Origin of the sequence: Sphingomonas koreensis, from assembly GCF_002797435.1 — a bacterium.
In the GTDB taxonomy this organism is placed as follows: domain Bacteria; phylum Pseudomonadota; class Alphaproteobacteria; order Sphingomonadales; family Sphingomonadaceae; genus Sphingomonas; species Sphingomonas koreensis.
Genome location: NZ_PGEN01000001.1, coordinates 4,386,626 through 4,398,689, shown reverse-complemented (window position 1 = coordinate 4,398,689; position 12,064 = coordinate 4,386,626). Strand labels below are relative to the sequence as shown.

Below are 12,064 nucleotides of genomic sequence, written 5' to 3'. Positions count from 1 at the left end.
GCGCTCGCGCCTCCTCGATCGCATCCACGATCAGGGGTCGTTCGGCTTTGAGGCGCTTCAGTTCCGCCGAGAGCTTCTCATAGCCCTCCTGGAGCATCGGCATCTTTTCGACCGTCGCCATCGCATTTCGTCCTTCGTCAAAACCCCTTTTCCCGGCGCGCCTGAATTGGCTCGCCCGCACCCTAACCTTCGTTGTGGGGATCAATTGTGCGATTGCGAATAGTAGGACTGCAACGGGCGGACTTCAAGGGACTGGACCGCAAGTGCAGCAATTGCCCGCGCCGCCGCCACGCTCGCCGGGGCGGTGGTGAAGTACGGAATCTTGAGCGACAGCGCCGACGCACGGATCGATTCGCTATCCTTGAGCGACTGCCAGCCTTCGGTGGTGTTGAAGATCAGCGCGATGTCGCCATCGACGATGCGGTCGACGATGTGCGGACGGCCCTGGGCGACCTTGTTGACGCGCTCGACCGGTACGCCATTGGCCTCCAGATAGTCCGCGGTGCCGCCGGTCGCGACGATGGAAAAGCCCTGTTCGACCAGGATACGCACGCCCGGCAGCACCACCGGCTTGTCGCCGTCCTTGACGCTCACGAACACGCGGCCCTCGGTCGGCAAGGTCATGCCGGCACCGAGTTGCGACTTGGCGAAGGCGATCGGGAAATCGCTGTCGATTCCCATCACTTCGCCCGTGGACTTCATTTCCGGTGACAGCACCGGATCGACGCCCGGGAACTTGTTGAACGGGAACACCGCCTCCTTCACCGCGACATAGTCGATGTCGCGATCGATCTTCGGCAGGTCCTTGAGCTTCTCGCCCGCCATCACCCGGCTCGCGATCTTCGCGATGGGCGCGCCGATCGCCTTGGCGACGAACGGCACGGTGCGCGACGCACGCGGATTGACCTCGATCAGGTAGACTTCGCCGTCCTTGACCGCGAACTGGATGTTCATCAGCCCCTTGACGTTCAACCCGCGCGCCAGCGCCTCGGTCTGGCGCTCGATCTCGGCGATGATCTGCGCCGACAGCGAGTAAGGCGGGATCGAGCAGGCGCTGTCGCCCGAATGGACGCCCGCTTCCTCGATATGCTGGAGCACGCCCGCGACCACGACATCGTCGCCGTCCGCGATCGCGTCCACATCCACCTCGACCGCATCGCGCAGATACTGGTCGATCAGCACGGGGGCGTCGCCCGACACCTGAACCGCGGTCTGGATGTAATGATCGAGCTGCTCGACCGTATCGACGATCTCCATCGCCCGGCCACCCAGCACATAGGACGGCCGCGTCAGCACAGGGTAACCGATCCGCTCGGCCACCGCGATCGCCTCTTCCCGGCTGCGCGCGATGCCGTTGGCGGGCTGTTTGAGGCCGAGCTTCGACACCAGATCGGCAAAGCGCTCGCGATCCTCGGCCAGATCGATCGCGTCAGGCGAGGTGCCGAGGATCGGGATCCCCGCCGCCTCCAGCGCGCGCGCCAGGTTGAGCGGAGTCTGCCCGCCGAACTGCACGATCACGCCGAGCAATTCGCCCTTCGACTGCTCGACATGCAGGATCTCCAGCACGTCCTCGGCCGTCAGCGGCTCGAAATAGAGGCGGTCCGACGTGTCATAGTCGGTGCTGACCGTTTCCGGGTTGCAGTTGACCATGATCGTCTCGAACCCGGCGTCCGACAGCGCGAAGCATGCGTGGCAGCAGCAATAGTCGAACTCGATCCCCTGCCCGATCCTGTTCGGACCGCCACCCAGGATCACGATCTTCCTGCGATCCGAAACCTGGCTCTCGCACTCGGGCTCGCCGAAGCTCGGCGCTTCATAGGTCGAGTACATGTACGGCGTCTTGGCATCGAACTCGGCCGGCAGGTGTCGATCCGCTTGAACACCGGGCGTACGCCGAGCTTGTGGCGGTGCGCACGCACATCGGCCTCGGTCACGCCGCCGGTCATCGCCTTGACGACTTCGCCGATCAGCCCGAAGGAGCGCGCCATCGCCCCCGCGCCCTCGCGCAGATTGGCCGATTGCAGCGCCAGCCAGGCCAGCCGCTTGTCGGAAAAGCCCATCGACTTGAGCTTGCGCATCCCCGCGCGCGTCCTGCGGCAGGCCATTGGTAGCGACCTCGGTCTCGGCGCGGACGATCTCTGCCATCCGCTCAAGGAACCACGGGTCGTATTTGGTGAGCGCATGAACCTCGGCGACGGTGAAGCCTTCGCGCAGCGCCTGCGCCGCGATCAGCAGCCGGTCGGGCGAGCGGATCGCCAGCGCCGCCTCGATCTCGTCGCGCGGCGCGCCGGCGAGATGATCGACATTGTTGAAGCCGCTGAGGCCCGTTTCGAGGCCGCGCAGCGCTTTCTGCATCGATTCATGGATGTTGCGGCCGATCGCCATCACCTCGCCGACCGACTTCATCGCGGTGCCGAGCGTCGCCTCGGCGCCCTTGAACTTCTCGAACGCGAAGCGCGGGATCTTGGTGACGACATAGTCGATCGTCGGCTCGAAGCTCGCCGGGGTCGCGCCGGTGATGTCGTTCTCGATCTCGTCGAGCGTGTAGCCCACCGCCAGCTTGGCCGCGACCTTGGCGATCGGGAAGCCGGTCGCCTTCGACGCCAGCGCCGAGGAGCGCGACACGCGCGGGTTCATCTCGATCACGATCAGGCGGCCGTCCTTCGGATTCACCGCGAACTGCACGTTCGAACCGCCGGTTTCGACGCCAATTTCCCGGAGCACCGCGATCGATGCGTTGCGCATGATCTGGTATTCCTTGTCGGTCAGCGTCAGCGCCGGCGCGACGGTGATCGAATCCCCGGTATGGGTGCCCATCGCGTCGATATTCTCGATCGAACAGATGATGATGGCGTTGTCGTTGCGATCCCGCACGACCTCCATCTCATATTCCTTCCAGCCGAGCAGCGATTCCTCGATCAGCACCTCGGTCGTCGGCGACAGGTCGAGGCCGCTGCGGACGATGGTGAGGAATTCCTCGCGGTTGTAGGCGATGCCGCGCCCGAGCCGCCCATGGTGAAGCTGGGACGGATGATCGCGGGCAGGCCGACCTTCTCCAGCGCCGCCAGCGCATCGGCCTCGCTGTGCGCGATCGCCGAGCGGGCCGATTCCAGCCCGATCTTGGTCATCGCGTCCTTGAACTTCAGCCGATCCTCGGCCTTGTCGATCGCCTCGGCATCCGCGCCGATCATGATGCAGCCGAACTTCTCCAGCGTGCCGTCGTTCGCCAGCGCCAGCGCGGTGTTGAGCGCGGTCTGACCACCCATCGTCGGCAGGACGGCGTCGGGCCGCTCCTTCTCGATGATCTTGGCGACCACCGCCGGCGTGATCGGCTCGACATAGGTCGCGTCGGCCAGCTCGGGATCGGTCATGATCGTCGCCGGGTTCGAATTGACCAGGACGATGCGATAGCCCTCTTCCTTGAGCGCCTTGATCGCCTGCGTGCCCGAATAGTCGAACTCGCACGCCTGACCGATCACGATGGGACCGGCGCCGATGACGAGGATGGAGGAGATGTCGGTGCGTTTGGGCATTATTGCTTCTTTTCAGGGCGATTAGGGTAAAGGCGCGCATGCCGGGTCGATCTCGCCTTGGCCATGCAGGCCACTTGGCTATCCGTCGCCATCGGCGGCAGAATCACGGTGAAACGCCAAGCATCTGCAATGATTTTGAGGCCATCGTCAGGCTCCGGGCCAAAGGTCACCGTCAGGCCACAAGTTTGCGCGTCGCTATTAATGATTTGGGTGACCTGCGGGCAGGCGCCGGCTCGCGTCGAACAGGTCACCACTTCGGGATCAGCCAGCAACGCTGCTGCCAGAAGAATCACGCCGGTTGCCCCAACATCCCCACAAACCGCTCGAACAGATAGAAACTATCCTGCGGCCCCGGGCTCGCCTCGGGGTGGTACTGCACGCTGAACGCGCGGCCGCCGTCGATCTCGATCCCGCAATTGCTGCCGTCGAACAGCGAGACATGGGTCTCGGTCACATTCGCGGGCAAAGTCGCGCGATCGATCGCGAAGCCATGGTTCATGCTGGTGATCTCGACCGCGCCGTCGCTGAGGCGCTTGACCGGGTGGTTGGCGCCGCGATGGCCCTGGAACATCTTGGTGGTCTGCGCACCGACTGCGAGGCCGAGCAGCTGGTGGCCAAGGCAGATGCCGAACAGCGGCTTCTTGGTCTCCAGCAGCTCGCGGATCACCGGTACCGCATATTCGCCGGTCGCCGCGGGATCGCCCGGGCCGTTCGACAGAAAGATGCCGTCAGGGTTGAAGCTCAGCACCTGCTCGGCGGTCGCGGTGGCGGGCAGCACCGTCACCTTGGCGCCGGCCTGAACCAGATTGCGGAAGATGTTGTGCTTCGACCCATAATCGATCGCCACGACATGCGGGCGGCCATCCTCGGCACCCTCTTCACCATAGCCGAAGCCGAGCCGCCACACACCGCCTTCCCAGCCGAAATGCGTCTCGGTGGTGACGGTGATGGCGAGGTCCATGCCCTCGAGCCCAGGCCAGGCGCGCGCTCGCTCGAGCAGCCAGGGAATGTCGAACTCGCCGCTCGCCGAATGGGCGATCACGCCGTTGGGCGCGCCCTGCCCGCGGATGCGGCGAGTCAGCGCGCGGGTGTCGATCCCGGCAAGACCGATGCGGTCATGCTGCTTCATCCAGTCGTCGAGCCGCTCGACGCTGCGGAAGTTGCTCGGCTCGGTCACGTCCTCGCGCACGATCATGCCGAGCGCATGGGGATTGTCCGCCTCGACATCGTCGGGGTTGGCGCCGACATTGCCGATATGGGGGAAGGTGAAGCAGATCATCTGGCCCGCGAAGGACGGGTCGGTCATGATCTCCTGATAGCCGGTCATCGCGGTGTGGAAGCAGACTTCGCCCGCGGCATGGCCCTCGGCCCCGAATCCACGCCCCCAGATCACTTCGCCCGACGCAAGAACAAGAACGCCTGTAGCTCCTTCAGGCACGGTAAAAGGCGTCGCGTCGGCCATTATGAGAGGGCGCTCCTACAGGGGTTTCCGGCAATGTGTGCTAAGGCCCGCCCGCTAGACCCCTCCCCCCAATTCGTCAACCCTCGCGTCGGACGGCTGCGGGGTCTAAGGCCGGATAATTCCGATTCACCTGTGGGTAGAGACAAAATGATCCGCGACGATATCCAGGCTGCCGTCATCACCGCCATGAAGAGCGGCGACAAGGAAGGCACGGCCGCCATCCGCCTGATCCAGAGCGCGATCAAGAATCGCGACATCGAGGTGCGGACCCAGGGCCCGGTCACCGATGACGACGCGCTGGTGGTCGAGGTCCTTCAGAAGATGGTCAAGCAACGTCGCGAGTCGATCGAGATGTTCGAAAAGGGCGGGCGCCAGGAGCTTGCCGACAAGGAGAAGGCCGAAGTCGCGGTGATCGAGCGGTTCCTCCCGGCGCAAATGAGCGAAGCGGAGACCAGCGCGGCGATCGAGGCGATCAAGGCCGAGCTGGGCGCATCGGGCATGAAAGACATGGGTAGGGTGATGGCGGAGCTGAAGGCGCGCCACGCCAGCCAGCTCGACATGAGCAAGGCGTCGGGGCTGGTGAAAGCGGCGCTCAGCTAAAAGAGGGGCAAATGGGGGTTTCGCACAAATCAATCGTCATAGCGCTGACGGTGCTTCCGCTCTTGTCGGGCTTTTCGGTCAGCCCGGCCTTTGCGCAATCGACACAGGCGTCTTTGATCAATCCGATGCGCCACTTCATGTTTCATGCGCCGGGAGTGTCGGAGGAGACCGCGCTTGCCGATTACCGTTTCTGTGCGGAGCAGGCGCTTCCAGTGCTCTCGCTCAACGACATGATCGGCAACAACAAGGGCATTCTCGGCAACTACATGGGCGGAAAGGATCGCCGCGACATGCGTGCAGCCGTCATGCGGCGTTGCATGCACGCGCACGGCTATGATCGCTATGCCATGCAACCGGACGCATGGGACGCGATCGTCGGAAAGGGCGACATGGCCGTCGTCGATGACGGGTTGAACGAACCGGCACTGCAGAAATTTGCGGCACTCGCGGCTTCCGCACGGCCTGGTGAAGAAAGGCTGGCTCCATGAAACGCGCACTTCTCCTGCTCGCGGCTCTCGGAACGGCTCTGGTTATTCCGGCCGCGAATGCGACCAAGCCCGTCAAGCCGAACGAGCTCAAGGTCGACCATCAGCTGGGCTACATCGTGATTGCCGTTCATCCGCAATCCGACATCCCTTTCATCTATCTCAACCGCCTGGATCCGACGACCGGGAAGCTGGTCTGGAAATATGGCCTGGGCTCTCCGGGTTCGAGCAAGAATCTCGATGTGGCCCAGATCACCAAGGGTCGCGCATGGGCGACCAACGCGCATGGCTCCTTCTTCGTCATCCCGGTTACCCCGGGGCGATGGGTGATCGGCGGAACCGGAGATCATGGCGGGGAAACCGCGCTCTCGCTGGGGTCTTACGGGTTCGATATCGAACCCGGCAAGTTCACCTATGTCGGCCGGGTCAGCGGAAGCTGGGAAAACGGCAAGGCAAAGGATACGCGGTTGCAGGCCGCCAAACTGTCCGACGACCTTGTCCGTTTCGGAACGTTGATGAACATCGTCATGTCGTTCACGATCGTGCACGACGAACCAAACGCTTCGGATGCCATCCCAGCCGACCTGCAGGCACGCGGCGTGACAATCGCCCCGATCATAGCCGATGTCCGGTTCGACAATGCCTTCCGGGGTCTGGTCAGCCGGGCCGCCGATCTGCCTCCCATTCGCTCCCGTGCCGCGGAGGCACCCTGAACATGCTGTACTGAGGGAATGAGTCTCACCCCCGCCTTTCTCGACGAACTGCGCACGCGCACCACGCTGTCCGCCCTGATCGGGCGCAGCGTGAAGATCACGCGCGCGGGGCGGGAGTGGAAGGCGTGCTGCCCGTTCCATAACGAGAAGACGCCGTCGTTCACGATCAACGACGACAAGGGCTTCTACCATTGCTTCGGCTGCGGCGCGCATGGCGACGCGATCCGGTGGATGACCGATCAGCAGGGCCTGCCTTTCATGGATGCGGTGAAGGAACTCGCCGCCGCAGCCGGAATGGACGTGCCTCAGGCCGATCCGCGCGCCGCGGAGAAGGCGGAAAAGGCCAAGGGCCTGCACGAAGCGATGGCCGATGCGGCCAGATTCTACGTCGATCAACTCCACGGGCTCGCCGGGGCGGAGGCGCGCGCGCTGCTCGAGCGGCGGCGGATCACCGCAGATACGGCGCGCGACTTCGGCATGGGGTTCGCGCCGGATTCGCGCAGCAAATTGCGCGAGACGCTCAAAGCCTATGGCGACCCGATGCTGGTCGAGGCCGGGATGCTGATCCAGGTCGAGGGCAAGGAGCCGTACGATCGGTTCCGCGGCCGGCTGATGATCCCGATCAAGGATGCGCGCGGCCGGGTGATCGCGTTCGGCGGCCGCATCATCGGCGAGGGCGAGCCCAAATATCTGAATTCGCCCGAGACCCCGCTCTTCGACAAGGGGCGCACGCTCTACAATCTCGATCGCGCCCAGGCCGCGTCGCGCAAGACCGGGCGGGTGATCGCGGTCGAAGGCTATATGGACGTGATCGCGCTGGCGCAGGCGGGGTTCGGGGAGGCGGTGGCGCCGCTCGGTACGGCGCTGACCGAGCATCAGCTGGAGCGGCTGTGGCGGATGGCGGACATTCCACTGCTCGCGTTCGATGGCGACGCGGCGGGACAGAAGGCGGCGATGCGGGCGGCGCATCGCGCCCTGCCCCATCTGGCGCCCGGCCGCAGCCTTGCCTTTGTCACCCTGCCCAACGGCCAGGACCCCGACGATCTCGTCCGTTCCGCGGGCCCGCAGGCGTTCGAGGCACTGCTTCAGGCCGCCCAGCCGCTCGCCGACCGTATCTGGCAGCACGAGCTTGCCGCCGAACCGCTGGAGACGCCCGAGGCGCGTGCGGGCCTCAAACGCCGCCTGTCCGATCTTGCGGCGACGATCCAGGACGGCAATGTCCGCCACGAATACATTACCGAGTTCCGCAATCGTTGCGACGCCCATTTCGCCCCTGCACCGCGCACCTTCACGCCGCGCGCGCAGGGAGGCCGCGCGCCTGGCCGCTCCGGCCAGCGCTGGCAGCCGCCCGAACCGCCCCCCGGCCCGGCCACACAGGCGGTGGGTGCGACCGGGATCGACCGCGTTCTCGCCAAGGCGGTGCTCGCCGGTCTGATCCGCCATCCGGCAGAGATCGCCCGTCACATGGAGACACTCTCCAGCCTTCGTGTCGCCGACGGCGCACTGGGCCGGCTGTTCGAGGCCGTGATCGATGTCGCCCTTGAAGATCAGGCGCTTGATACCGCTCGCCTGCGCACCATATTGGCGGCGTCCGGTTTTGATCAGATAGCTGCGGAACTGCTCCGCGCCGACGCGCTTCGCTTCACCTTCACGCAGAAAGAGTGGGACGCGGAACGGGCGGCGCTCGATCTTGGCGAAGCGATCGCGGTGCTTGTCGCAAGGCCGCAGGTCGATGCTGCGTTGGCAGAGGCAACCGCTGCGGTTCAGGCGCGTTTCAGCGACGAAGCGTTCGATCGTCAGGTAGCGCTGGTACGGCGCAAGGCGGAGCTTGAGACGCGACTCGCGAATCTGATGCTTGCGGACGAGGCATAATTCAGGAATAGGCGGCGTATAATAGCCGCCATCCGGTTTTCGAAGGTAATCGATGGCAAAGGCAATCATGGCAGACGACGGGGATACGACCGAGACCGGCGATGCGCCGCTGATCGATCTCAACGAAGGCTCCATCAAGAAGCTGGTCGCCCGCGCCAAGAAGCGCGGTTACATCACCGTCGATCAGCTCAACGAAATGCTCCCGCAGGATCAGTTCACGACCGACCAGATCGAAGACGTGATGTCGGCGCTGTCCGACATGGGCGTCAATGTCGTCGAGAACGAGGATGTCGGCGAGGACGAGCAGCCCGAGGATGACACTCCCGACGAGGTGGATTCGTCCGACAAGGACGACGAACCGTTCGAGATCGCGAAGAAGAAGGAGACGGTCGATCGCACCGACGATCCCGTCCGCATGTATCTACGCGAGATGGGCGCCGTCGAGCTGCTCAGCCGCGAGGGCGAGATCGCGATCGCCAAGCGGATCGAGGCCGGCCGCGACACGATGATCCTCGGCCTGTGCGAATCGCCGATCACCTTCAACGCGATCATCGGCTGGTCGGACGCGCTCAACGAAGGCACGATGCAGCTGCGCGAGATCCTCGATCTCGACGCGATGCTCTCCAAGGGTCCGTCGGCCGAGCAGGTCGAGGGTGCCGAGGACGACGATTCGGGCGAGATCAGCGAGAAGACCGCCGGCGCCAGCTTCAAGGAAGAGGAAGAGCCCGAAGAAGCGAGCGCCGACGAGGACGACGAGCTGACCGAGCGCCGCGCCCCGCGCATTTCGGACGAGGAGGAAGAGGACAACACCCTCAGCCTCGCCCAGATGGAAGAGACGCTGAAGCCACAGGCGCTGGAGCGCTTCGCAAACATCACGTCGATCTACAAGAAGTTCAGCAAGGTCCAGCAGCAGCGGCTCGACGCGATGGCGGCGGGCGGCGAGCTGACCGCGGCGGACGAGAAGAAGTACCACAAGCTGCGCGAGGAGCTGACCGCCGAGGTCGAGTCCGTGCAGTTCCACCAGGCGAAGATCGAGTATCTCGTCGATCAGCTCTACAGCTTCAACCGGCGCCTGACCGCGCTGGGCGGCCAGATGCTGCGCCTTGCCGAGCGCCACAAGGTCAACCGCAAGGATTTCCTCGACCGTTATATGGGCCATGAGCTCGACGAGAGCTTCATCGCCTCGGTCGAGAAGCTCGACAAGAAATGGGCCGCATTCGCCGCGAACGAAGGCGCCGCGGTCGACCGCATCCGCGTCGAGGTCAGCGAGATCAGCCAGCAGACCGGCATGGCGCTCACCGAATTCCGCCGCATCGTCAACATGGTGCAGAAGGGCGAGCGCGAGGCGCGTATCGCGAAGAAGGAAATGGTCGAGGCGAACCTGCGCCTCGTCATCTCGATCGCCAAGAAATACACCAATCGCGGCCTGCAGTTCCTGGACCTGATCCAGGAGGGCAATATCGGCCTGATGAAGGCCGTCGATAAGTTCGAATATCGCCGCGGCTACAAGTTCAGCACCTATGCGACCTGGTGGATCCGTCAGGCGATCACCCGCTCGATCGCCGATCAGGCGCGCACCATCCGTATCCCGGTGCACATGATCGAAACGATCAACAAGCTGGTCCGCACCAGCCGCCAGTTCCTGCACGAGCAGGGCCGCGAACCGACGCCGGAGGAAATGGCCGAGCGCCTGTCGATGCCGCTGGAGAAGGTCCGCAAGGTGATGAAGATCGCCAAGGAGCCGATCAGCCTCGAAACGCCGATCGGCGACGAGGAGGATAGCCATCTCGGCGACTTCATCGAGGACAAGAACGCGATCATCCCGGTGGACGCCGCGATTCAGGCAAACCTCAAGGAAACGGTCACCCGCGTCCTCGCCAGCCTGACCCCGCGCGAGGAGCGCGTGCTGCGCATGCGCTTCGGCATCGGCATGAACACCGACCATACGCTCGAGGAAGTCGGCCAGCAGTTCAGCGTGACCCGCGAGCGTATCCGCCAGATCGAGGCCAAGGCGCTGCGCAAGCTCAAGCACCCGAGCCGGTCGCGCAAGATGCGGTCGTTCCTCGATCAGTGATCGAGGGTCAGCGATAGAAACGGAAAGGGCGGGATTTTCCCGCCCTTTTTCGTATCCGCAAGACCTCGGCGGTTGCACTCGCACGCATACCGGCATATTCATATTATGACTTATGATAATATGAAATGGAGAGCAGCGAGATGGCACGGCGGGTGATTGCGATTGCGGCGGCACTGTTGGCGGCGCCCGTGTCCGGGCAAAACTACAATCTCGACCAGCGCGATGCCAGCTTCCGCGAGAAGCTGACGATCATCGAGGAAACGCAGGGCCCGGTGATCGGCCCCGACAGCAATCAGCTCGGCGACAACAAGTCCGGTTTCGAGACCGGGATGACGCTCAAGATCGACGGCACTTACCACCTCTTCATCTCGGAGATGTTCGGCCGCCCCCATCTCGACCTGCGCATCGCCCACTGGACCAGCGCCGACGCGACCAGCTGGACGCGCCAGGGTACGGTGGTGAACAGCGTGCCCGGCCGCTCGCACCTCAACCACCGCTCGGAAGTGTGGCTGCAGGGCGTGATCTTCGACGAGAAGACCGATCGCTGGAACCTGTTCTACATCGCCTATCGCGGCGGCAATCGCGAGAAGGGCGAAGCGCTCAACCTCGATTATGAGGGCATCGCGGTTCGCGCGGTGTCGCAGACGCCCGGCCGCAAGGGCATTGGCGGGCCTTACAAGGACGCCGACGTGTCGATGGCGCCGGGCGGCAAGGACGCCGCCAAATGGGAGGGGCAACAGGGCCTCGACAGCTTCTTCCCGTACAAGATCGGGAACAACAAATGGGTCGCGCTGCACGGCAGTCACAACCACTTCCCGGTCTCGCCCTGGTATGTCGGCGTCGCGACGGGCGACAGCCTGACCGCGACTAAATGGAACCGCGTGCCGAGCGAGCAGCCCTCGCCGATCGAGAGCCTGTTCATCGAGAATCCGATCGTGGAGAAGCTGCCCAACGGCCATTACATGGCGCTGTACGATTCCAACCACTTCACCCCGGTCCAGCCCGACCTGCCGGCCCGTCCCAACAACTCGGTCAGCTACAGCGTGTCGACGGACGGCATCCGCTGGCACCAGGGCCGCTCGCTGATCGTGCAGAGCGACGCAAACAACTGGGCCTCGGACCTGCGCACCCCGCTCGGCCTGGTGGCGGAGGGCAACGGAATCTATACGATCCTCTACACCGGCCGCATGAAGGACAAGCCCTTCTGGGCGATCGGCAAGGTCAAGGTGAAGCTCAGCGAGTGAGCAGAGCCGATAGAGCCGCGATGTCGGCCAGTCGGGCCGTTTGAGCGGAGCGACTGCAACGGGGTCGCTTCCAGACTGCCT

At 64.2% G+C, this 12,064-nt stretch carries 8 protein-coding genes and 2 pseudogenes; 6 read left to right on the top strand and 4 right to left on the bottom strand.

All coding sequences use genetic code 11. From position 1 onward, the window contains the following. The 4 genes and pseudogenes from BDW16_RS20965 to carA all read right to left on the bottom strand — a co-directional run. Positions 1-121, bottom strand: a pseudogene (locus tag BDW16_RS20965) (transcription elongation factor GreA); the annotation flags it as partial. A gap of 80 nt (positions 122-201) precedes the next feature. Next, a pseudogene (gene carB, locus BDW16_RS20960) lies at positions 202-3,533 on the bottom strand (carbamoyl-phosphate synthase large subunit). Then, positions 3,533-3,826 carry a hypothetical protein gene (locus BDW16_RS20955; protein WP_066579418.1) on the bottom strand — a complete coding sequence of 98 codons (294 nt, stop codon included), beginning with the start codon at positions 3,824-3,826 and terminating at the stop codon, positions 3,533-3,535. The pseudogene carB and the gene BDW16_RS20955 overlap by 1 nt, the downstream one beginning before the upstream one ends. Next, positions 3,823-4,995, bottom strand: coding sequence for a glutamine-hydrolyzing carbamoyl-phosphate synthase small subunit (carA, locus tag BDW16_RS20950; RefSeq protein ID WP_066579414.1), 1,173 nt, complete (start codon positions 4,993-4,995; stop codon positions 3,823-3,825). Before carA ends, BDW16_RS20955 begins: the two co-directional genes overlap by 4 nt. Before the next feature lie 147 nt (positions 4,996-5,142). Here carA and BDW16_RS20945 point away from each other — a divergent pair, with 147 nt between their 5' ends. From BDW16_RS20945 to BDW16_RS20920, 6 genes are all read left to right on the top strand, one after another. Next, on the top strand, positions 5,143-5,595 hold the full coding sequence (locus BDW16_RS20945; RefSeq protein WP_066579413.1) for a GatB/YqeY domain-containing protein: 453 nt from the start codon (positions 5,143-5,145) through the stop codon (positions 5,593-5,595). An 11-nt stretch (positions 5,596-5,606) separates the two neighbouring features. Next, entirely contained in the window at positions 5,607-6,083 is a 477-nt protein-coding gene (locus tag BDW16_RS20940) for a hypothetical protein (RefSeq protein WP_100362821.1), read from the top strand. Next, entirely contained in the window at positions 6,080-6,793 is a 714-nt protein-coding gene (locus BDW16_RS20935; RefSeq protein WP_066579409.1) for a hypothetical protein, read from the top strand. The genes BDW16_RS20940 and BDW16_RS20935 overlap by 4 nt, the downstream gene beginning before the upstream one ends. Positions 6,794-6,811: 18 nt before the next feature. Next, positions 6,812-8,665: a DNA primase gene (gene dnaG / locus BDW16_RS20930; protein ID WP_066579406.1), complete on the top strand. Its 1,854-nt coding sequence runs from the start codon at positions 6,812-6,814 to the stop codon at positions 8,663-8,665. 52 nt (positions 8,666-8,717) lie between these two features. Further along, complete coding sequence (gene rpoD, locus BDW16_RS20925; protein WP_066579400.1) at positions 8,718-10,739, top strand: RNA polymerase sigma factor RpoD; 2,022 nt, start codon at positions 8,718-8,720, stop codon at positions 10,737-10,739. 125 nt (positions 10,740-10,864) lie between these two features. Next, positions 10,865-11,983 carry a glycoside hydrolase family protein gene (locus tag BDW16_RS20920; RefSeq protein ID WP_066579398.1) on the top strand — a complete coding sequence of 373 codons (1,119 nt, stop codon included), beginning with the start codon at positions 10,865-10,867 and terminating at the stop codon, positions 11,981-11,983. The last annotated feature ends 81 nt before the right edge of the window (positions 11,984-12,064 follow it).

Bases quoted from the DNA above. Each gene is read 5' to 3' on its own strand.
- BDW16_RS20935 (WP_066579409.1), top strand. From the start codon at position 6,080: ATGAAACGCGCACTTCTCCTGCTCGCGGCTCTCGGAACGGCTCTGGTT.
- dnaG (WP_066579406.1), top strand. From the start codon at position 6,812: ATGAGTCTCACCCCCGCCTTTCTCGACGAACTGCGCACGCGCACCACG.
- BDW16_RS20920 (WP_066579398.1), top strand. From the start codon at position 10,865: ATGGAGAGCAGCGAGATGGCACGGCGGGTGATTGCGATTGCGGCGGCA.
- BDW16_RS20945 (WP_066579413.1), top strand. From the start codon at position 5,143: ATGATCCGCGACGATATCCAGGCTGCCGTCATCACCGCCATGAAGAGC.
- rpoD (WP_066579400.1), top strand. From the start codon at position 8,718: ATGGCAAAGGCAATCATGGCAGACGACGGGGATACGACCGAGACCGGC.
- carA (WP_066579414.1), bottom strand. From the start codon at position 4,995: ATGGCCGACGCGACGCCTTTTACCGTGCCTGAAGGAGCTACAGGCGTT.
- BDW16_RS20940 (WP_100362821.1), top strand. From the start codon at position 5,607: ATGGGGGTTTCGCACAAATCAATCGTCATAGCGCTGACGGTGCTTCCG.